Below are 24,178 nucleotides of genomic sequence, written 5' to 3' on the forward strand. Positions count from 1 at the left end.
TGCAGTATCAGAATTGAATTAATTAGTCATAATTAAAAATTACGTAGCCACATTGAAAACATTGGAATCGGCAGAAGTGATTCTCCCGCATTTTCACATTTGGTTGTTAGTAAACAAAAACCATATAATGTATTCAATATTACAGAATAAGTGTAAATAGCATAAATTCTAGTAAACAAAAGGCCCGGCTTGTGAAAGCCGGACCTTTCTGTTTTTATATCCGGCGGTCTGTATTTACAGTTTCCATCCCGATGTCTGTTCCTGTATATTCCAGAGTTTGGCATACAGTCCCGGCTGACTCAGCAACTCATCATGAGTACCCTGCTCTGCAATTCTTCCTTCTTCCAGTACAATAATCTGATCGGCATTCTTAATTGTTTTGAGCCGGTGAGCGATGACAATTACCGTTCGTCCCGCAATCAAGGTATTGATGGCCTGTTGCACTTCTACCTCATTTTCCGGGTCAAGAGAGGCAGTAGCCTCATCCAGCAATACTACCGGAGCTTCTTTCAAGATAGCGCGGGCGATGGAAATCCGTTGTTTTTCTCCTCCCGAAAGCGTGCAGCCGCCCTCTCCTACCATCGTATCATACCCTTTGGGCAGGTGCATGATGAATTCGTGGCAACAAGCCTTTTTCGCTGCCGCTACGATCTCTTCATCCGTAGCATCCGTCCTGCCGAAACGGATATTGTTCTTCAGCGTGTCCTGAAACAGATACACATCCTGAAAGACCATAGAGCAATGCTTCATCAACGACTCCGGCTCCAGCTCCTTCATATCCATTCCGTTAAAACGAACCGCACCTTTACAGGGATCATAGAAACGTGCGCAAAGTTTCAGCATGGTACTCTTTCCACTTCCGGAAGGACCGACCAGAGCAGTGAGTGTTCCTTTTCTAAGAGTCACGGAGATATCATGCAATATCTCTTTTTCCTGATAGCCGAAGGATACATGGTCAAAGGTAATGTCTCCGCTTTCGGGCACGTCACGGTCCCCCTTCATCTCCGGTTCGTTCATCAACGAAAGGATACGTCCTCCCGCAATGGAAAAGTAGCGGAACTCGGCAAAGTTAGTCAGAGCGGACGTCAGAGGATCGAAGACACGGGAACCGACTACCAGAAACATGACAAACGTAAGCAGTGAAAGTTCCCCTCCTATCAACAGATAAGTACCACAGAGTATCATGAATGTCAGTCCGGCACGGATCAATGTGACCGAGAATAAGATAAAAGGACCGAGAAGTGCTTCCTGCCGGATACAGGCGCGACGAAGATCACTGAAAGCCATTTTCAGGCGTTCGAATTTACCGCCCAGCAGATTGTATGCTTTCATCACCCGTATCCCTTGCAGATATTCTTCCAGACGGTTTCCGGCATTAATCTTGGCTTCAATCTGCCGTACACTCAATTTGCGCTGGGCAATATTGCTAAGCAGCAGCACGGCAACTGCAAGCGGTAAAGCAACAAACATAGCCACTGCCATGCGCCAGTCAATCCAAAGCAACCCCAAAAAGGCAAGGACCGGCATCACCAATGCTCCCATCAATTGAGGCAAGTGATGCGAGATACCCGTTTCCGCCATAGTAAAATCAGTGATCAGCATCGAAGAAAGATCGCCCGGATCTCTGCGGGACAGGAAGCCTAATGATAATTTACGCAGATGCTCCGCCAGATGAATGCGCCCTTCGGCACTCATTTCATAAGCCCCCCGAAAGTTGGCACGATAGGCGGCACGTTCGGCAAAAGCCATTACCAGCATATACACCACCAATACAGCAAAAATCATCCAGAGACGATTGGTATCCAACGGTGTACCGCTACCGTCGAACGTGCGGAATATCACATTGATAGCTTCGATAGAAAGACAGAACGGGACAATATTCACCAGATTGGCAAGCATCGTGTAACCGACAGGCTTACGCAGACGTTCGGTATGTCCTACCGTAATATTCTTGATTACATTCATTTTGTTTCCTCCTTTTTAACAGTTAATTGCCAACGGAACGCGCTGGTATAGGCATCCCACATTCTTTTGTATACTCCATCCGTTTTACTTAATACTTCATGGCGCCCGCTTTGTATGAGTCTGCCTTCTTTCAGCACCAGTATTTGCCCGGCTGAAATAATAGACGAAAGCCGGTGGGCAATAATGATGACCGTTTTATCTTTTATAAGTCGCTGAATAGCTTGCTGCATCTTATATTCATTCTCCGGATCAGCAAAGGCAGTCGCTTCATCAAGCACCAGTATCGGCGCATTTTTCAGAATGGCCCTTGCCACACAGACCCGCTGCGATTCACCACCGGACAAATACACTCCTTTATCACCGATACGGGTATTATAGCCATCCGGCAGACTTTCTATAAAATCATGACATTGCGCCGCACGGGCAGCTTCGATCACCTGCTCGCGTGTAGCGGACGTATTGCCAACCCGGATATTCTCATAAAGGGTATCGAAGAAGAGAAAACTATCCTGAAAAACAAATGAAACAAGGTTCATCAAATCCTCGGTCGCTATCTCTTTTATATTGATTCCGCCTATACAAATCTCGCCTTCGCTGACATCCCAGAAACGGGGTATCAGATTGGCTACCGTAGACTTCCCGGAACCGGACGTCCCCACCAATGCAGTAATCGCTCCCTGCGGTGCAGTAAAAGAGATGTCTTTCAGTGCTTCGGTACGAGTCGTTTCCGCTTTGTTCTCATAGGCAAACGACACCTGACGAAACTCGATATCATAGGAAACAGGCAGACGCGAAACCTCTGCTTCAGGAAGTGCCTGTTCATCAAATATGCGGTCGATACGTTTCACTCCCTCATCGATTTCGTTCGTACTTGAACCGAGATACATCAACTTATAAATAGGAGATGCCACACCGGGCCCCATGATAATAAAGAAGAGGTAAATTGCCGCCAGAACAATATTCTGCGGTTCTCTGCTCAAAAGCAACAAGCCGACGGGCAAAATAAAGGTGATCAGCGAGTTCAGCAATACCGTAAAGGCGGTCATACCGGACTGATAGGTATCGCAGACCCTTAAGGCATAGCTCTTGTAAGCTTCTATCTCGCTATTAAACTGACGGAACGAACGGACACTCTGACCAAAGATCTTCACCACAGGCATACCCCGCACATACTGAACAGCCGAAGCACTCATACGCTCCTGCGTGTCATAATAGATCTTCATAAACTCTTTAGCTTTCTTGCCAAAGAAATTCATAAACTGCAAACCGATGCTGCAAACGATACAGACCACACAAATGGCTGCCATCCACCCGTTCAGCGAAAAAAAGATGATAAACATCAGCACAACGGTTGCCAGCACATTGACTAAATCGGGAATCGTGTGTGCCACAAAATTCTCGATCTTCTCTATATTCTGCTCCATCGTTTTCTTGATTGCTCCGGTAGAAGTACCATTCAGGTATCCCAGCGAAAGTCGTCCGATATGTTCGGACAAACGGATGCGCAACCCATAAAGAATACGGAATGCAGCTACATGAGATGCCATCAATGCTCCATACAGCAAAAGCAGTCCTGCCACCAGACCGATAAACGCTACCCATCCCCAGTGCATAAGTACACTGCTATCCAATTCATTGATCTTGCTGCCATGCAACAAAAGTTCTTTCAGCACTTCATATACTGACCAATAGGGAACCAACATACATAAGGCACTGACCGCCGAAAGTATTCCGGCCAATATCAGCAAGCCCTTCTTCTCGCCTGCTATCTCAAACAAGCGGGCTACACCACTCTTTCTTTTCTGTTTTTCTTTCATACCATTTATTTATATATCACTAAGTCTTTAAAAAAGAACAATCTTTCGAATCGTTCAAAAAAAAGAAGGAGCTCATGCGTTCATGAGCTCCTTCCAACCTGCCGTTTCAAAGGCTATATATTCTGCTATAAATTTCTGCATTTCTTCTTTCTTCACGTGGTGCAGCACCAGTTCTTCGAGCAAAGCAAACAGCCACACCGTATTGAGATGAATAAAGAAATCGGTGATACCTATATTCAAATGTGGATACTTCTGCTTCATTCCCTGGAAAAAGACAAAAATAGTACGTGTCATCGCATCGGTATATTCGGCGCGGAAGTTTTCCAGAGACGATCCCTGTGCCTGAAAAAGCAACATACGCAATCGGATGCGGTGCCCGGAAACCAAATCAATATACTCCTGCACAGATGCCTGCTGAAAATCTGAACTTATAAAAACATCTATCGTCATCTGGTTAGCATCATGACTGTATATCTTGGCATACAATTCATTCAGCACCGGCTTCAGAATCGTACGGAATATCTCATCCTTATTGGTGAAATAGTGATAGATGTTGCTGACTGTTATCCCCGACCGGGAAGCAATTTCGCGCATGGAAGCATCCTTATATCCTTTTTCGGAGAATACTTCTTCGGCTATATGGAGAATCTTTTCCTGTATGTCTTCTTTCAAATATTGCATAGTGGCGTTTTATTCACTCTGCAAAGTTGAGAAGAACTTTTGGTTTGAGAAATACCCATTTATAGGGATATTCTTACAATGTACTACCTATAGAAATGAAGAATGAAGAATTACTTTGCAGCGTGATAGCGCAGCCAATTCTTCATTCTTCATTCATCATTCTTAATTCTTCAGCCATTCTTTCGGGAGAACTTCCTTTTCGCCCTTTTCATTGACCAGTTCCATTTGCAACACTCCTCCGTTACAATCGAAGTAACGTACTTCCATCGGATGCAGTCCGGCTTTCAACGCCTTCTGTACAATGATCTCAACCGGAGAGTGTGCTCCGTCATTATCGCCCAGCAGTTCGCCATCCAGTTTCAGTGTACTGCCATCATCCGAGAGAAGAGCGAAAGTATAAATACCGTCAGCAGGTACTTCCAGATAGCCGGTCAACACAAGGCCGATATCACCTTTCACTTCTTCGGGAATGGAAACAGATTCTACGATATATTCTCCATTCACGGGAGCTGTATCAATATCTTCACAAAGATTGCCGCGGAATTTATGCCATACAGCTTTCAATCCGGGATTCAGAGAAGTCCGGGCCATTACCGCTTCTGCATAAGGAGCTTTGACATACCGAGTACGTGCTACATCCGAAGGAGAACCGTCGGGACGGAAGGTACGGAAAGTAAAATCTGTCGTTTCCGTCACTTTCAGATTGCCTTCGTAAAGAGTAGATTGCTTCGTCGGCATGCTGCCGTCCGTAGTATAGCGAACTTCAATGCCGGGTAGCGGACAGGTTAAATCAACCGAAGTCTCATCAAGGAAAGCATTCACTTGATAGAATCCTTCCAGATCGGGTACCCGATAATTCAAACCCATTACGTCCATCCGCTTGAAGTGCGGAACAAGCTGGCGATAGAACTCTTCCAGATTCGGTTTTGCCTCCGGCTGTACCCAGGCTATTTCACTCAATGCCACCATACGGGGAAGAATCAGGTATTCGACACGCTTCATAGACGGAATCCATTCTGCCCAGAGATTAGCCTGTACACCCCAGAAACAATCTTTCTGTTCCGGAGACAGGCGGTCGTCCGCATACGGGTCATATGCGAGTATCTTCTTCACGGAGTTTTTATCCTGCGCATAATCAAAATAGAAATATTCATTCGGACAGGCAATCACTTTTTGTCCTTGTGAAGTGGCCATAGGCACCGCCTCTTTCGACCAGCTTCTCCACCAGGTAATGGCAGCATCCGAGGTCAGACCGTCGGCTACGACCTCATCCCAGCCTATCAGTTTCTTACCATTGGCCAGGAAGAACTTCTCCATATCACGCACAAACCATGCCTGCAATTCTTCCACAGATTTGAGTCCTTCCGTATGGATTCGTTTCTGGCAACGGGGACATTTCTTCCAATTGGTTTTCTCTACTTCGTCACCACCCATGTGTACATATTCATAAGGGAAGAGATCGAATATCTCTTTAAAGACGTCCTGACAGAATTCGAGAGTAGCATCTTTCCCCGGACAGATAGGAGAAGAAAAGGTTTCCCCCCAACCAATCAGCCCGTCACAAGCGAGATCGGGATATTGGGTGATGGCAGCCAAGAAATGTCCCGGCATATCTATTTCCGGAATTACATCAATTCCTCTCTGCGCAGCATAATCCACAATTTCCTTGATATCTTCGTGTGTATAGTAACCACCGTACAGGGTATCCCCTTCCACAATCCGTATCTTATTTTCCGGAATCAGGAAGTCGGTGTTATCCTCTTCTACTGCACGTTCCATACAACCACGATCGTGTTTATTGAACTTCCGCCACGCTCCCTTTTCCGTCAGCAACGGGTATTTCTCGATTTCGATCCGCCATCCCTGATCATCCGTCAAGTGCCAATGGAACTTATTTAGTTTATACAGGGACATCAAATCCAATACATGCTTCACCTCATCCTTATTCCAGAAATGGCGGGAGGCATCCAACATAAATCCCCGCCATTCAAAACGTGGTGAATCTTCTATCTGCACAGCAGGAATAGAAAAAGTCTGCTTCGTACCCTGCACTTCTATTTCGGCAGGCAAGAGTTGGTGAAGGCTGGCAATAGCGGAAACAATACCCGAATAATCTCCGGCTTCTATCTGAACAGACTCGGGGGTAGCCTGAAGCTTGTAAGAACCCGATTTTCCATCGGTTTGTTCCAGTTGAAGATAAATATCCGCCTGACCGGCCTCGGTCACTTCTACTGAGGTAGATACTATATTCCGCAGAATATCCTGCAAATATCCGGCAGCCGGAAATAAAGACTGATCGGAAACACCGATTTTCATTCCATCCTTTAAGACGAAAGCACCCGACTGTTCCGTCAGACTAACGGGGGTAGGTAAAATTGCGATCTCTTGCTTCACCGTAGGCGTACAAGAGGATAAAATACATGCTGATACAATCAGTAAAGAAGTACTTAGTTGTTTGAGCATAAGGTTAACTGTTTAATAAATTGATTACTTTGACTTTTATTGACTATCTATATATAATACAACTCAAACAGCAAAACTACTAAAAGAGAAAGAGAAGTTTTTAGTGATTCCCTACTAAATGCACACCCTAAAAGGGTGGATACAACCTGCCAACAGCTAAGATATCCTATTTTTAAGAACTTCCTCATTTATAAAACATCCGGGAAGCAATCGTTTCATCACATTCCCGGATGCATAGTCCGCTACTCTGGCATCGGAAAATAACAGACCGGCATTGTTATTAATAACTAATCTTTACTCCCGCAAAAAAACTTCTCGGAAGTGCGGGGCCATAGATATAGCCGGAATCCCGGTTAGCTCCCCTGTCGAAGTCCTTCTGATAAGATTCGAAGATATTCTGAACACCTCCGCTAAGCTGTAAATCTACCGTTTTATATAGCTTAAAGTCATAGGCTATTTTTACTCCCAGATCGAAGAATTTCGGTGTAAGTATCGCTTCTGCTTTCCGTTCGGGCATATCTCCCATCGCTGCATTTTCTGCTGTGATATCCATACGCTGCACAAGCATATTACCGGTATATGTACCGGATAAAGCTATTGACAGAGGTTTGATCGGAGTATAAGTAGCGGTAAAATAGCCATATGTATCGGGAGTACGGAAGATTTTTCTTTCTGCCGGGGCGTCATCGTGCCATTTATGCGCTTCATCATAGCGACTACGCTGCAATGTTAACCCGGCTTGTATTTGCAACAAGGAAAGATAAGCCAGTTTTCCTTCCAAGGTGATTCCCATTACTTTAGCCCCCGGGCCATTGCTGCGGGGCTTCACCAATATACCATCTCCCCGGTCATAGGGTTCTCCCAGTACAAAGACGTCAGTCAGTCTTGTATAGAATCCCTCCACCAGCAGATTAGTCTGAAAAGCACCGAAACGATGATACATATCGGCAGACATACTAAAACTCTGCGATTTTTCTTCCTTCAAATCTTTAGCACGCTCAATCATAGCGACCGTTCCACCTACATTTTCGATATGCATATCTTCATCAAATGCTTGTGGGGCACGGAAACCGGAGGAATAACTCAAACGCAGATTGATATTATCCGTAGGATTGAAACGCAAGTTGGCACGCGGGCTGAAAATGATATCATCCACCATATTGTGTTTATCCAGACGACCACCAATCAGAATCCCCCAGTGTTTGTTCTTCCATTCGTTCTGTAGAAAGGCACTGTAAATATTGACAGTCTGATCCGTGTGGCGATCGTACCCCCACATATTATCCTTCAACCGGTCGCGATTGTATTCAAGCCCTGCCGTCAGATCGGAAGGCATGAACAACAGTTTATCAAAGGAGTGTACATACTGCGCGCCGCCCATCGCAGTGAGGTCCGTCGTTTTTCCATATGCTTTGAGCGGGTCGTTACCAGGTCCGTAATAGCTGTCACGATCCGTATTAGCCGCTGAAGCGAATACACTTAAACGATTCTTCTCATCCGGTGAGAAATAATCGTACTTCAGGCTTCCGCCATCTATGGAGTGCTGTAACTGTTCGGCAATATGGGCTTCATGCGGAGGACGGTTCAGCATATCGCCGCCACGCCGGAACTCCTGCATATGATGGTATTCAAACGTCAGTTTAGAATAGGTGCTCGTTTTCAGGTAAGAGCGGAAACCTACCGTCTGATTCTTCAGTTTCGGAAGTTCTGTGAATCCGTCTCCGTCGTAATCATATCCCGACCGATGACGATTCTGCCCGAAAATATATAATCCGGCACGATGATCGTCCGTCACCAACGAAGCATTCAGCGAGGTGTTATTGTCAAAGGATGAACTGCCGCCTATGGAAGTAATTGTATGCGATAACCGGCCGGAGTTTCGCAAAGGCTCTTTCGTGATGATATTAATCGTACCTGCAATAGCCGATGAACCGAACAATGCCGATCCTCCTCCACGCATCACTTCCACACGTTCAATCATGCTGGCGGGAATCTGCTCTAAACCGTACACACCTGAAAGGGCACTGAACACAGGACGGGAATCGATGAGTATCTGTGTGTAGGGGCCATCCAGACCATTGATTCGGACTTGTTGGAAACCACAATTCTGACAGTTTGTTTCTACCCGCACTCCGGGCTGAAAATTCAGTCCCTGCGATAAGGTGGAGGAGTTAGTAGTCTCAAACAGCTTCAAATCGACCACATTCACCAAAGTCGGAGCCAAACGCCGTGTTGTCTCACTACGATTGGCAGAAACGACGACTCCGTCCAAAGCAATCGCGTCTTCTTCTATTTCGAAATTTTCTTCCAATGTTTTCCCTTTCTTCAAGGTTACATTCCGGCTGATCGTCTTATATCCTACCGAACTGATTTCCAGTACAAAATTCCCCTCCGGCAAGTTTTTCAGAAAATAATGTCCGGTAGCATCCGTTACCGTTCCGATAGTAGTCCCTTTCAGTGCTACTGTAATATACGGCAAATGTTCGTTTGTTTTTTTATCTAATATATGACCGATGATATTCGCATCAGATTTTCTCAGTTCAGGGTACTCCGGGTGCTCAGCCAATGCAGGCAACAGGGCACAACACAGGCTGACCAGGACTAAAAGATATTTTTTCATTGTCGTTAGTCTTTTAATGTTTTTAATCAGAAAATAATAAGGTAGCGGAAGCAAATAAAGTATTTGTTTCTGAATGATAAATATCTGCCTCCTAAAGTGTAGACTAAACGGCGGGAGGTGCCCTTAAAGAAACGACACCCGGGCAAGAGCACGCATATCGCATGCCTCGCGGACGGGTGAAAAGAATACATAATATAGATAAAACAGCAGCAACAAATAAAGGAATGATTCCGCTATCTGTTGTCAATACATGATTCAATAAATGAAGTAACTGGAACTCAACAGTCGTATGGCTGTGTTCACTGCCTTTCTTAAAAGGGTGTGAATGGACAATTGTTACACCATTTACCACATGGGAGTGGGTAAACAAAGTAATCCCTGCCATGTACGATATAAATAGTACAGGCAGAAAACACTTCATTATATTCAGGTATAATTGTTTCATTCGTTCGTTTTTGTGCAAGAAATCTAATATGTTTAGTTTTGCGTGACAAATATAGGGATTGTTTCACAGACGGACAATCCCTATATATAACGATTTTAGAGCTAAAAAGGTTCTTAAACCATTATTAATAGCTAATCTTCACGCCGGCAAAGAAACTTCTCGGCAGTGAAGGACCGTAAATATAGCCTGAATCACGGTCGGCTCCCTTATCAAAATCGTTCTGATAAGCATTGAAGATATTTTGTATTCCGGCGTTCACCTGCAGGTTCACTGATTTATATAGCTTGAAATCATAAGCCGCCTTCAATGCAATATCAAAGAAATCCTCCGTATTTACTGTTATCGGCTTATCCAGGAATCCGGGAACGGGTTCGTGAGGCACCAGCATCGAACCGGTATAGGTGCCCGAAAGAGCAATAGACAACGGTTTTACCGGAGTATAGGTTGCAGTAAAATAGCCGTAAGTATTCGGAGTACGCATCATCTTCTTCACTGCCGGAGCATCCGGATTCCATTCATGAGGCTCGCTGTAATGACTCTGCTGCAAAGTAACTCCTGCCTGAATCTGGAATTTATTCAGATAAGCCATCTTTCCTTCCAGTGTCAATCCCATGACACGGGCTCCCGGAGCATTATAGCGTGTACGTGTCAGTATACCATCTTTTACTTCACCGTCGGTCAAAGCAAAAACATCCGATAATTTAGTATAAAATCCTTCTACCAGAAAATTGATCTGGAATGCCCCGAAACGATGGTAAATATCTGCCGAAGCACTCAAACTCTGTGATCTCTCCTCTTTCAGATCCTTTGCAAGCTCAACCATTGCCACTTTTCCACCCACATTCTCTACATGTAAATCTTCATCAAAAGCCTGCGGCGCACGGAAACCGGAAGAATAGCTCAAACGCAGATTGATATTTTGTGTAGGATTGAAACGTAAGTTAGCGCGCGGACTGAATATAATATGATCAATCAGGTTATGTTTATCCAGACGGCCACCAAGCAAAAATCCCCAGCGATCGTTCTTCCATTCATTTTGCAGGAATGCGCTACCGATATTTACCTTCTGGTCTACTGTACGATGGTATCCCCACATATTATCTTCCAGCTTATCCTGATTAAATTCTATTCCGGCTGTCAGGTCAGAAGGCATGAAAATACATTTTCCGAAACTATAGACATACTGTGATCCTGCCATCCAGTTCAGGTCGGTGGTATTTCCATAGGCATTCAAGTCCTGTCTACCTCCATAATAGCTGTCACGATTGATGTGCTGTGCAGAGGCAAACACATTGAAGCGATGTTTCTCGTTCGGTGAAAAATAGTCATATTTCAATCCACCGCCATTGATAGAATGTTCTGTCTGTTCGGCAACATTCGCTTCGTGAGGTGGACGGTTCAGCAAGTCCCCTCCCCTGCGGAATTCTTCCATATGGTGATATTCGAAAGTCAGTTTCGAATAAGTAGTCGTTTTCAGGAAGGAACGAAAACCAACAGTCTGACCATGTATTTTCGGTATTTCAGAGTATCCGTCTCCATCATGGTCGTAGGCCGAACGATGACGGTTCTGACCAAAGATATATAAACCTGCACGCTGGTCATCCGCAACCAGTGAAGCATTCAAAGCTGTATTATTATCGAAAGCGTCTCCGTCTCCAATACCTGTGATCGTATGAGACAACATTCCTGAATTGCGAATCGGTTCTTTGGTGATAATATTGATTGTTCCGGCAATAGCAGACGAACCGAACAAAGCCGAACCGCCTCCACGCATTACTTCTACACGTTCTATCATGCTGGCGGGAATCTGTTCAATACCATACACTCCTGAAAGCGCACTGAAGATGGGACGGGAATCAAGCAAAATTTGTGTATAAGGACCATCCAGACCGTTAATACGTACCTGCTGGAAGCCGCAATTCTGACAGTTGGATTCTACACGCACTCCCGGCTGGAAACTCAATCCCTGTGCCAAGGTAGTAGAATTGGTTGTTTCGAACATTTTCATATCGACTACATTCACCAAAGTAGGTGCCAAGCGGCGGGTAGTCTCGTTACGGTTGGCGGAAACGACTACACCATCCAAGGCAACCGCGTCCTCTTCTATTTCAAAATCCTCTTCCAGTGTACGGCCTTTTTTCAGTGTCACATTGCGTCTTACGGTTTTATAGCCGACTGAGCTAACTTCAAGCACGAAGTTACCTTCGGGAAGATTCTTTAAGAAGTAGTGTCCGGTAGCATCAGTCACGGTACCAATCGTTGTACCTTTCAATGCCACAGTGATATAGGGCAGATGTTCTTTCGTGTTTTTATCAAGGATATGGCCTACAATATTAGCATCCGATTTACGTAAATCCGGATATTCAGGATGCTCATGGAGAGCAGCTTGTCCTTCGAGGGCAGGCAACAATGCACAGCACAAACAGACAAGCGAAAGAATGTATTTCTTCATTTTTCGTTTGTTATTCGTTTTTTGTAAAGTGATGATGTAAACAAACAGATGATTACTCCTGTCTTGACACAAGACAGAATACCATCAGTTTAAATAGCGGAAAAACGAATAACAGGCGGAGCCCTGAGTGCCACCACCCCATGGTAGGGAGAATGGTAGTGCGTATGTTGCGTAATACCATGCAACCGCCACAAGATAAATGGGATGAAAAGAGAAAGAGCAAACACAACAGCCGCACCGTCCGTTGTCAGGTGAGACAAGAAATGAACTAATAACAGTTCGACTGTTGAGTGTTTATGTGCCGCCCCTTTTTTGAAGGGATGCGAATGGACGATTGTCACGCCATTGACCACATGTATGTGAGCAAAGAATGTGATACTTACCAGATACGATACAAACAGTACCGGTAAGAAACAGCGCATGATATTCAATGACAATCGTTTCACCTCATCTTTTTATTTGAGGCGGCAAAGATACGAACTATTTTTTAACAATCAATACCTATATATATTGATTTTCATTAATACACAGCTGAGGCTATCACCTGGATAAACAAAATAAGGAATACCATAGCTATCGGATAAACAGTTGCATAGGCTACACTTGGAATATTGCTATCCACCATCGAATCGGCAGCGGCCAATCCCGGAGTACTTGTCATACCTCCCGTGATGGTTCCCAGCAAGTCAAGCAGGCTGATTTTGAATACCAGTCGTCCTACAAGTACGGCTACCAGCATCGGCACCACTGTAATAGCTGCTCCTACTCCGAACATCAGCAGTCCACTTTCCTGAAAAGTAGCTACGAGGTTCTTTCCGGCGGAAGTTCCTACTTCGGCAAGGAAGAGAAGCAAACCTAACTGGCGTAACAACTGATTGGCGGGTCCGGACATAGACCAGAGAATAGGTCCGGTTTTACCGATTGCACTCAGAAAAAGAGCTACCATCAGCACTCCTCCTGTCAGCCCCGGAGAGAATGACAAGCTATCGGAGAAAGAGATATTCAGTTTGCCGAATAAAACTCCTAATACAATACCCATCGCAATAGGGAAGAAATCCGTATCGGAAAGCTTCTTCGCATCGTTTCCCAACAACCGAGCTACTCCTTTTATACCTTCTTTCTCTCCTACCACCATCAGCTTGTCACCAAACTTCAATGCCAAATCGGGGGACGGAGATAAATCAATACCACTTCGACGTACGCGGGTCACTGTACAACCGAAGTTTTTTTGTAAGTTCAGGTCTCCCAGTTGTTTATTAATCATGTCTTTTTTAGTCAGCAACAAAGACTCGATTTCCTGTGTCTTGTCCAAAGGCAGTTCACCTTCCTCCCGTTTACCCATCAATACTGCTAACTGATTCAGCGATTCTTCACTGCCTACTGCCTGAATATAGTCTCCTTCATGCAATACCGTATGCGCAGTGGGAATAGATATTTCATCTTTGTGCTTCAGGCGCGAAATGACCGCTCCTGTCATCGCACGTGCATTTATCTGCATCAGACTACGGTCAAAGACACTAGCGTTTGTGATACGATAAATACATGTGTTTAATTCAGGGAATTGTCCACGACGCTCTACTTCAAGGCGACGGGCTTCCTGGTCCAGATTTACACGCATAATTTTGGGAAGTAACTTCACGAACAGGATCACTCCAATGACCCCAAATGGATAAGCGATACCATAAGCAATAGATGCCAGCGGAGAGTTTGTACTGTCAATTGCTACCGCCAGTCCCGGAGTACTGGTCAAAGCTCCTGCAATCAATCCGACAACGCTCGGTGTATCAATATCAAATGCATATTTCAGTCCGACTGCTGTCAGGCAGGCCGAGCTAATAATAAGCATAGTAATCAGAATCAGCGTCTTTCCTTTACTACGGAAAGAATCGAAGAATCCCGGACCAGCCTGAATACCAATGGTAAAGATAAAAAGTACCAGACCGAAGTTTCCTAATTCTTTAGGAATGATAACGCCGAAGTGTCCGAAAAGAAGAGCAATAAAGATCACCGCTGACACATCAAGCGATAGCCCCTTAATCTTAATTCTACCCAACATAAATCCCAATGCAACAATCAGGAAAAGGGAGAAATAAGAGGAATGCAATAAGTCAGTAAACATAAAAATAAAAGGTTAGTTAGTTTTAAGGGCGCAAAGGTACAAAAAAAGTCTCCATAAAGTTGTTTTATAGAGACTTTTATTCTTTTCACTGATATAGATTCAGCTCCGCCTTTAGTAACTGGTCACCATATCTTCCGGTACACAAATGTAGAAATCAGCACGTTCTTTATTTTCATCATCCAATTTACTGATGGATTCCTGACGTACGGAAGTGACTGTCACCACACTCGTACCGGGACGGTAACGAAGCAGATAAGGGATAATTCCACTTTTAAAGTCCGAATGATAACTTCCGTTGATATGCAGGAATTTATCTTTCATGTTGCGGGCAATGAACCAGCCCATGGTAGCATCCTTTACGGCTTGTGCCTGAGCCAGTTTCTCATTGTCCCCGGTTTTCTTTCCTCCCATCATATTCATCAGGCTAAATGCCGCTTCACTTTCTTTCTCGTTATATTCAAAAGGAACAGGAAGGGGAGCTATATACTTCTTAGCTTCGGCAGATAAAGAATCAAGCACTTCAAGTCCTCCGTTTTTCACGCTATTGGCATAACGACGGGGGATATTGGTAGCAATAAACGGAATACCATGCTCTTTGGCAAAGAAAACAACCGGATAATAGTCTGTACTGTAATTATCCCATAAACGGGCTTCCGCTTCGAAACGGTCATAAGAAATTTTACGCTGCATGTATTCGTCCAGAATCAATTGATTATCGCTTTCCAACATTTCTGCCCCCAACATCAGTTTGTTCTTATGAAGGTGGTAAAGCGAACGAGTGATCTCAAATTCCAGCCAATGAGTTATGGGGCAATTATGTATCTCTCCCAGAAAGACAATGTCATATCCGGAAAGATGCCGAATCAATTCGCCGTAAGTGATTTCTTTGCCGGTATTATCAAATAAGGTATAAGCACGTCTGCCGGTTTCCTCCTGAGCATACATGATGTTCTGGAAACAGCAACACAAACATACCAGAGATAATACACGATTAATTATTCTTTGTGTCATTATTCAGTTGTTTTTTACTTAAATATAATAGAACGTAATTCTCGATATCCAGATAACGTTCAAATGCTTCGCGCAAAGCGGCGGGAGTTATGCTGTCAAGGCATTCCTCATACCGTTCGAAGTCAGCAAGTGATTCTCCGTTTTTCAGCAGTCCGACCAGTGTAGACCGCCATGTGGCAGATGCTTCTTCATTCAGTGCTTCACGCTTTGCTATCCGGAAAGAACGTTTGATGGTTTGCAGTTCTTCCAGATCCACTTCCTCACGTTGCAGCTTCTGCAGAATATCTTTCAATAAAACATCTATGCCCGGCATATTACGATTGTCGGCGGACGCATTGATATCAAAATAAAATATTCCCCACGGGATACCGTCGTACACTAAAGAGATGTAAGGCGAGTAAACGAGCGATTCGCGTTCACGGAGAACAGATATCAGGCGGCTGCGAATGACATCACGCATCAGTTTCAGCGTTAATGTACTTTTCAGTCCAGGTTCGAAATGCCCAAAGAAGAGATAGTCAAACAATGTCTGCGTTTCATTGTCATTTGGAAAACCTTCTACGTACTTGGCCGTAGGAAGTTCAAAAGGAGGATACGCGTATTCTGACGGAGACGATGAAGCAGGAATACGTCCGAATACCGATACAAACTGGCGCATGACACTGTCCGGATTGAAATTGCCGCAAATGACATACGTTGTCCCTTCAGGACGTGTATAGAGTTTCTGGTAGAAAGCCGCGATAGAATCAAGATTCAAACCTTCCATCTGTTCGAGAGACAGTTTACGCGAAGAACGGGGCAGAGCTGCTCCCATCAATTCATCCATACGGGCGGACAAGAGGCGGTCCGGTGCACGCTTCAACATTTTTTCTAAAACGGTTTCCTTTCCGTAATCCCGGAGTAATCCCTGACGTATTTCTTCGAAATCATTCCGTCTTAGTTCGGGGTCGAATATCTTTTCATAAATCAGATTAAAAAACTCCGTCGCACCGGTAACCGGAGCCATTCCCATGAAGCCATGCCAATGGTTCTCCATTGCCATCGTAAGCGAAATCTCTTTCTGGGAGAGATAGTCCGAGAGAATCTTTCCTTCTACCTTCGCAATGCCCCCCATGTCCATATATCCCGCCATACCCTCCAGTAGAGGATATTCTTCGTCAGACAAAGACGAGGTTCCGAAAGGGGCGAAAGAAGTCAGAAACAGAGATGTGTCTGCTTCTTGGGTAGGTTTGAGAATTAAGCGGATTCCATTTTTCAGCTCTATCTCGCGGACGTTCATTTTCGGGTATTCCGCAATGCGGGTAATAGAAGTAGCATCAAAAGGAGGACATACCGCAAGGCAGGGAGGAGTAGCGATTTCAGTTTCTTCCTCTTTCTCGGGACTCACATAGGTATAAGGAGAGCAGGTTGTTTGTTCACCATGCGACCATGCCCCAGCAATCTCCTCTTTGGTCAACGGAGCACCTAAGCCGGAATGACTACTACAAGCTACCAACAAAGCTTCCTTATAAAACGAGTACCATTCTTTCAATAATGCTTGCAGAGCGTTACCTTGTAGCTCACCCATGGCAATCTTTAGCTGTGTCTGCTGAATTGAGTCAGTCAGATACCGGTCGCCGGATATGACATAATCAACGAAATCGTCACACCAAGCGGAAGAAGAACGGGAAATATTGTTGGTACCGGATGCCATTTGACGGCAAAAATCATCTTTTATATCCCTTAACTCCTCTTCTTCCCATCCATTCCGAATCAGATGATTCAATTCGGCTACGGTAGCAGAGAGAGCAGTCAATAGCTCTTCTCTGTTTTTTCCCTCTACCGTCAGGACCAGATGATTCTTATCGCTCAGATACCACTGATCTGACACATTCGTCTTCAACTTCCTACCATTGAAACGGGAGGAAATAGCACGTACAAGTAATCTTCCCATATTTTTCCGCACTGCATCTCCCAACGTACGCTCTACCACGCAAGGATGCGGAATCATCAGTTCTACTTTTGTTTTCGTCTGCAACGAGTCACGGATTTCCGATAAATGAATACCTTTCTCATATTCCAGCGGATAAGTCCGGAAATCATCTGACGAACGTTTGGGCAATGAAGAAAAGTATTCTTTGATCCGGGCTTCTATCTCCTGTGGAGCCACATCGCCTACAATAATTAATGTAGCCAAAGAGGGGATATACCATTTTTGATAATACTCTTCCAGTATCTGTGGCGTTACTTTCCGAATATCTTCTGCTGTTCCCAACGGCATACGCCGTCCGAATATCCCCTGTCCTATCTTCAGTGAATAGAAGTCGTCTCCCAAGTCATAACCGCGCAGTTCTTCCAATATGATTCCCTTTTCATTCTCTACCTTTTCAGGGTTCATGGAAATACCGTCCAGCCAGTCACGCATGATCAGTAAGGAACGATTGACAGCTTCTTCCTTTTGATGGTCGGTAGGGACAGCAAACATATAGATGGTACGGTCGAAACCGGTAAAAGCATTGATATCTTGCCCATACTTCATGCCCTGAGATTCCAGGTATTCTACCAGCGAACGTTTGGGGAAATGAGTGGTTCCGCCGAAAGCCACGTGTTCCAGGAAGTGAGCACATCCTTTCTGCTGTTCGGTTTCCTGTACAGAACCAACACGCATCACCAAACGAAATTCAACGCGGGAAACAGGAGAAGGATTCTGCAATATCAGATAGTGCAAGCCATTGGGCAGATGTCCTTCCAGTGTCCCTGCGGGAAGAGAGACAGGGATAGACCGAGAATTGGAATAAACCGGTATATTGACATACATTGCAGCTAAGAAGATAGCCACTATGTATAAGCATTTTTTTATATTATTTCTTTTCATAAACGACATTGGCACGATTATACCCTCCGGCATACGCATGATCAAACACAAATTGGAAAGTCAGCTTCTTCGCTTTGAAATCAATTTTCCCAACCGGAGGCATAAAGGTTCCATCCTCCAACTCATCTATTGCAACATCAGACGCTTGCAAATAATGAGCCGGATTAGCTGTGCCGTCAGCCTCTTCCAGATCAATAGCTATCTGATTTCCCTCTTTAATCAGTTTTTTCTGGAGCTCCCACGGGCTGAATACATATTCAAAAGGAATAATCGTACGAACATCAGGTACACTCACCGGCAGAAAATCAACGGTAGCCGTTCCATCCGAAATATTTTTCAATTTTATTCCATCCAAAGACATCGTAAAAGTCCCGGGGTTCGCCTTATTCCAATTCAACAATTCCATAATCTGAGCATAAGCAGGACTTGCATATTCTCCATACCAGAATTCATCGTTTTCTATCGTTTCCTTTCTCAACACCCAAGCCAGATATTCTGTGAGTCCCATCGGATCATCCACCATCTTCAATACCGGCAGTTCTTCCGTAGACTGGTCACTCAGCGTTATTATCGTTTTTCCATCAAAATCTTTGGTGAAAGGCTCTGCAAAAGGAGGAAGATAATCACTGGCAGGACTCTCCACTTTTGTATGATAAGTTACAGCTCCCAGCCAATCGGTCAGATCAATGCCATATTTCGACTTATAGCCTTCAATCAGTATTTTCTGGGCTTCCGTCAGTTCAGGTATCTGAGGATTAGGCTTCACACGTACTCTTAACGAAGCATTCAACTTCATATTGTCTAAAGGAAATGTAGAAATACCAATTTCAAAGTAAGTATCTTCCGTCAATAGCTCTTTTTGGTTGGACACTACCTGAAAAATAGCCGATTTACTTCCTGCCGGAATAGTGACCGGATTGCTCTCCAACCTTAATATCTCTTTCTCATCATTCAAAATCTCGAAATTGAGCGTAATGTTCTGCTCACAAGCTTTAGTCAAATCAACATTCACCGTCAATGGCGTAGCTTCCGTTTCTTCTACTACCGGATTCTCAGCCGACAAATAAATCAGATTCACTCCTGTATATCCGCTATCTTCTTTGTCATCTCCACACGAAGCAAGGAAAGGCAATATTAAAGCCCCCATTGCATAAACATAAAACTTCTTCATTTTTTCTTCTTTTTATTTGTAATTCAAATTAGCTATCTTAATTCTCTATTTTAGTCCAGCCTTCATTCTGCGACACATTCTCATTATACAGATATTCTCCCCTGGGAATGGGGAATGTCCAACGATAATCATCTTTCTGTATTCGTCTGCCGTCCATTGAACCGGAAACATTCCAATCCGACAATATTTCTTTCCGGCAACGTTTCAAGTCAAAGTAGCGCTCTCCTTCTCCCGCATATTCTTTCCATTTTTCCGTAAGGACAGTTTTCAACAATACCTCACCGCTAAGATTTTCATCCAGCAAAGTCGCTCCCCGCCGTGCGAGATACTCGTTCATCACTTTCACCGCCTGCACATCATGCGCCTTCCCGTCACGGCAATAAGCCTCCGCAAGAATAAAGCAGGCACCTGCCACCCGGAATTTATTGATATACCGCGTTTCCTTTTTCTCCCAATTCATCTTGTTATATTTTCCCAAATAGGGAGACGAAGTGATCTCTCCTACCGTTTCTCCCGACATTGCAAACCAATAGACGGTCTCGTCATAACGAATATCTCCTTCGGAATAAAGACGGACCAAAGACGTGTTCAGCGTAAAGAAATCCCCCTTATCCCTATCGTAGTTCATATCGGTATAGTACGAACCGGAGGTATAAACAGAAAAGATACGTTCATCACAAACTTCGTTTCCAAACAACTTGCTATAGCCGGCTGTCGTCAACACATCATACCCTCCTTTAATATCAATCACCTTCTGCGCATACTCTTCTGCCTGTTCATAATTCCCGGCATATAATTCCAATTCAGCCAGCAGATAATACCCGCTATATTGAGAAAGCCAATATTCCTGTGCAGGATTATTCTCCACTTCTACAGCTTCTGTCAATAGGTTACGAATAGCTGTAACACATTCCCCTATGCTCGAACGCTTCAGGAATCCCAGTTTAAACTCATCTTTCAGAATGATACCGTCTTTCTCCGGACCATCGGCATAAGCAGGAGCAAAAAGGCGTAACAGATTAAAATAACAATAGGCTTTCAACAGTTTCGCTTCACTGACGATACAACGTATTTCCTGCCTTTCTTTATCCGAAGTTATGCTCACATTATCAATGCGCTCCAATACTGCATTGGCAATAGCTACTGTTGCATAATATTCTTGCCACATGGATAAGGAAATGTCTTCCAACGGCTGTGGCTGCCATTTATACAGATTACTCAAAGAAGAGTTACGAGCAATCAGATATGTCGGCTCAAAATCATCTCCCAATACAGACAAATTAAACTCCGGGGTCGGCAGTTCCGAATAAGCAGATGCCAGCAATTCACGGGCAGCAGCCGGAGTAGTGACAGCATCCGGATCGGAAAACTGGTTCTCATAAGGAATATCAAGCGAACACGATGCACCTACACAGCATATTGCCAATAAATAACTCCAATCTTTTATTTTATGTATTATTGTTATCATACACTTCTCTAATTAAAAAGTCAAACTTAGATTGATTGTTAATACCGGTTGCATTCCTCCTGCCAGTGTTCCCGTTTCCGGATCGGACTCACTATAAGGAGTAATCATAAACAGGTTGGAAGCCTGAAAAGCAACATTAGCATATTGAATAAAACGGATGTTCTTTTCAAGAAAAGCATGTGGAACACGATAGCGTAACGACACCATAGACAGTTTGAGATAATCACTTTTTCCCACCGTTTCCGTATTAGGATACAGCGTTAACGAAGCAAGGGCAGACGAGCTATAATAAGGTGAATGATATTTTTTACCTTCATCTCCCCGTTTGAACCACATATCCTGTACTTGTCCTTTAATGGCATTCTTTATCGAAGTGTCGGATGAACGTACATAACTGTAGTTATATCGCTTGATACCTCCGAATACATAATAAAAGTCCATATCCAAGTCAAAGTCCCTGTATGAAAAACTCAGATTTAATGTACCGCTATAGGGAGGAGTAGCATGCCCCAACGCTATAATATTCTCCTTCACCGGAGTTTCAGTAGCCGGTATTTCACGGCCATCCGCTCCCTGAAATACCGGAAGCCCGGTGATAGGATTAATGCCGAGAGACTTCAACCCGTAAACAATATCGTAAGCTTTTCCGACCTCATAAGTAGGAACGACCTCCTCTTCACTTGTATATAGACGGTCGGAATAATATAAGTCGACTACCTTATTGCGATTGTAAGCCAGCGAACCACGCAAAGACAAACGCCAGTCCGAAGTATCCAGCACCTTTACGGAAGCACTCAGTTCGTACCCCTCATTGCGAAGTACTCCAATATTACGTTTCATGGTATGAAAGCCGTTGGACAAAGGAACAGGAACATCCAGCAGTGCATCACTTGTTTCCCTCCGATAAATATTACCACTTAATGTCAGGCGTTTAAACAGTTCGAACGACAGGCTGACATCTGTAGACGTCGTCTGCTCCGGCTTCAAATCCGTATTATAAAGTGCAAGCAGTTGCAAGAGACGGGCATTGCCGTAATAATTTGTCGAATAAGAGAAAGTTCCGATAGTCGATGAAGCAGATACACCTGCCAGATTGGCCATTCTTCCATAAGAGGCTTTCAGGTTCAGATGAGAAATTACTTCATTATCTTTCAGGAAAGGATACTGACTCACCGTCCACCCCAAACCGACTGCCCACGCGGCATTCCATCGCTTGTCTTTGGGAAGGATCGAAGAAGCATCCGCCTTATACGTAGCAAAAAAGTCATAAGTAGCATCGAAGCTATACCCCATCACCCATCCAAATCCCATTTGAGCAGTCTTTTCTTTCAACGATCCAACCGACGGTTTACGATTACCGGATATAGACTGATTGATAGCCGCAGGAGACATTTGAGTACCTACTCCGTAACCTACAATGGAGACATTGTCAGCATCTGTCATATAGTAGTCCATATTGCCGCCGACCGTAAAATCATGTTTGTCGGCAAACACCTTATTGTAGGTAATACGTATATTGGAAGAAACATTCGTCGTCACGTTCTTGTCTTTCGTCAGTTTACCGAGTTCTTCCACAGGAGATCCGCTCTTACGCTCCTGAATAGAAGTGGAAGGTACTAATGTCAATGCTTCATTCAGTACCACATCAATACCTGCCACGGCATCAATATCCAGTCCTTTGACAGGTTGCAAGTTCAGACTTCCGCTCACTCCTCCCCGCTTATCGGTCGATTTGCTGTTATATTGACTAAGCAAATCTTTATAAGTATATTCAGACGACTCGTTGGAGTAAGATATTAATTTACTGGTAGGTGTCTCGTAAGGATTCAGTTGATAAACTAGGTCCGTGGGTGAATACACACTACCATTTGGAGTATCCGTTGCAGAATATCCTGCATTCGTACTTACCGAAAGGTAACCCCATCGACCCAATTTCTGGTCGAGACTCAAACTGGCAGTGAAACGGTGCGTATCATTTCCCGGCACTCGTCCACCTTGCTGGGCATAATTGACAGATGCATAATAAGAAGTATTCTCCGTTCCGCCCCTTACACTCAGGTTATGACGTTGGTAAGTACTCAAGTGTATCAATTCATCGAACCAGTCGGTATGGATATTTCTCAGAGAATCCAGTACAGACTGTCCTTCGGCTATCATTTGATTGAGATTGGGATCGGCAGCGTAATACTTCCGATAATAATCTTCACTGTAGCGATATCCCGGGGTGGAAGCATTTTGTAACAATCGCTCCAACTCCAGTTTCTCGTCAGTATCCATCATTTCCACTCCTCTGCGGCCACGGGTGGTAATACCCATATTAAAACTGTAATTGGTTGTCAGCCTCCCGTCCGGATTTCCACGCAAGGAAGTAATCTCAATCACTCCGTTAGCTGCTTTAATGCCATATAAGGCGCAGGCAACAGCATCTTTCAGCACTTTTATTTCCTTTATATCTGATGGATTGAGTGTCATAAAAGCATCCGACGAAATAACTTGTCCATCTTTCACATAAAGCGGCTCGTTTGCCGAGTCTCCTTCACGGAAAGATGAGTTTCCACGAATGCGTATCTTGGGCTTCGAACCCAAGTCACCCGTATTTGTCACTATCAGTCCGGGAACCGTTCCTTGCAAAGCCAAAGACATGTCAATCATAGGTTTGCTGTTTAACCTTTCCATATCTACCCGTTGCACCACGCCCGATTTTGCACGAATATCCAGCTCATTAATATTCGATTTGGCAACTATAACAACTTCATCCAGTGACTTGGTATCTTGCTGCATGGCAGCGTCCTGTACTTTTTGCCCGCTATACTTTATACGGACATCTTTCATTCCCACAAAAGAAAAGACAATTATCTCTCCCTCTTTCCACCGCCCACGCAACAGATAGCGTCCGTCAGTATCTGTTACCGTACCGAACTGTGTATTCCTGACACGAATGGTAACTCCGGGAAGTGGCTCACCTTGATGATCAGTGACCATACCGGTCAGTTCAACGTCTCTTTGTTGGGCATAAGTAGTTGTAGAATAAATTACAGAGATAAAAATTAAAGTGATAATAAATGCTCTCATTTTAGCGTTTGTTATATAGTATTATCCGGACTGCAAAAAT

14 protein-coding genes are annotated in these 24,178 nt (G+C 44.3%); all 14 read right to left on the reverse strand.

Translation table 11 applies throughout. From position 1 onward, the window contains the following. Positions 1-234 precede the first annotated feature (234 nt). Positions 235-1,965, reverse strand: a complete 1,731-nt coding sequence (locus HMPREF2794_RS22255) for an ABC transporter ATP-binding protein (RefSeq protein WP_010538453.1) — start codon at positions 1,963-1,965, stop codon at positions 235-237. Then, the gene (locus HMPREF2794_RS22260) at positions 1,962-3,782 is read right to left on the reverse strand and encodes an ABC transporter ATP-binding protein (RefSeq protein ID WP_055269682.1); all 1,821 of its coding nucleotides are present in this window, start codon (positions 3,780-3,782) and stop codon (positions 1,962-1,964) included. Before HMPREF2794_RS22260 ends, HMPREF2794_RS22255 begins: the two co-directional genes overlap by 4 nt. Positions 3,783-3,854: 72 nt before the next feature. Continuing rightward, positions 3,855-4,463, reverse strand: coding sequence for a TetR/AcrR family transcriptional regulator (locus HMPREF2794_RS22265; protein WP_010538455.1), 609 nt, complete (start codon positions 4,461-4,463; stop codon positions 3,855-3,857). 162 nt (positions 4,464-4,625) lie between these two features. After that, entirely contained in the window at positions 4,626-6,926 is a 2,301-nt protein-coding gene (locus HMPREF2794_RS22270) for a family 20 glycosylhydrolase (protein ID WP_055269680.1), read from the reverse strand. A 280-nt stretch (positions 6,927-7,206) separates the two neighbouring features. Beyond that, positions 7,207-9,546: a TonB-dependent receptor gene (locus tag HMPREF2794_RS22275; RefSeq protein ID WP_010538457.1), complete on the reverse strand. Its 2,340-nt coding sequence runs from the start codon at positions 9,544-9,546 to the stop codon at positions 7,207-7,209. A gap of 103 nt (positions 9,547-9,649) precedes the next feature. Next, a complete protein-coding gene (locus HMPREF2794_RS28125; RefSeq protein ID WP_010538458.1) occupies positions 9,650-9,991 on the reverse strand; it encodes a hypothetical protein in 342 nt (113 codons plus the stop codon). Between the two features lie 124 nt (positions 9,992-10,115). Then, positions 10,116-12,443 carry a TonB-dependent receptor gene (locus HMPREF2794_RS22280; RefSeq protein ID WP_055269678.1) on the reverse strand — a complete coding sequence of 776 codons (2,328 nt, stop codon included), beginning with the start codon at positions 12,441-12,443 and terminating at the stop codon, positions 10,116-10,118. 89 nt (positions 12,444-12,532) lie between these two features. Further along, positions 12,533-12,865 carry a hypothetical protein gene (locus tag HMPREF2794_RS28130; RefSeq protein WP_050544933.1) on the reverse strand — a complete coding sequence of 111 codons (333 nt, stop codon included), beginning with the start codon at positions 12,863-12,865 and terminating at the stop codon, positions 12,533-12,535. 98 nt (positions 12,866-12,963) lie between these two features. Then, a complete protein-coding gene (locus tag HMPREF2794_RS22285) occupies positions 12,964-14,562 on the reverse strand; it encodes an aspartate:alanine exchanger family transporter (protein ID WP_055269676.1) in 1,599 nt (532 codons plus the stop codon). A gap of 111 nt (positions 14,563-14,673) precedes the next feature. Beyond that, positions 14,674-15,573: a ChaN family lipoprotein gene (locus HMPREF2794_RS22290; RefSeq protein WP_010538461.1), complete on the reverse strand. Its 900-nt coding sequence runs from the start codon at positions 15,571-15,573 to the stop codon at positions 14,674-14,676. Continuing rightward, positions 15,554-18,427, reverse strand: a complete 2,874-nt coding sequence (locus tag HMPREF2794_RS22295) for a M16 family metallopeptidase (protein WP_055269721.1) — start codon at positions 18,425-18,427, stop codon at positions 15,554-15,556. Before HMPREF2794_RS22295 ends, HMPREF2794_RS22290 begins: the two co-directional genes overlap by 20 nt. Further along, positions 18,414-19,598, reverse strand: a complete 1,185-nt coding sequence (locus tag HMPREF2794_RS22300) for a DUF4929 family protein (RefSeq protein ID WP_055269674.1) — start codon at positions 19,596-19,598, stop codon at positions 18,414-18,416. Before HMPREF2794_RS22300 ends, HMPREF2794_RS22295 begins: the two co-directional genes overlap by 14 nt. Before the next feature lie 37 nt (positions 19,599-19,635). Continuing rightward, complete coding sequence (locus HMPREF2794_RS22305) at positions 19,636-21,066, reverse strand: RagB/SusD family nutrient uptake outer membrane protein (RefSeq protein ID WP_055269672.1); 1,431 nt, start codon at positions 21,064-21,066, stop codon at positions 19,636-19,638. A gap of 12 nt (positions 21,067-21,078) precedes the next feature. Continuing rightward, complete coding sequence (locus tag HMPREF2794_RS22310) at positions 21,079-24,138, reverse strand: SusC/RagA family TonB-linked outer membrane protein (RefSeq protein WP_010538465.1); 3,060 nt, start codon at positions 24,136-24,138, stop codon at positions 21,079-21,081. Between the last annotated feature and the right edge of the window lie 40 nt (positions 24,139-24,178).

Source organism: Bacteroides sp. HMSC067B03 (assembly GCF_001811315.1).
In the GTDB taxonomy this organism is placed as follows: Bacteria; Bacteroidota; Bacteroidia; order Bacteroidales; family Bacteroidaceae; genus Bacteroides; species Bacteroides faecis.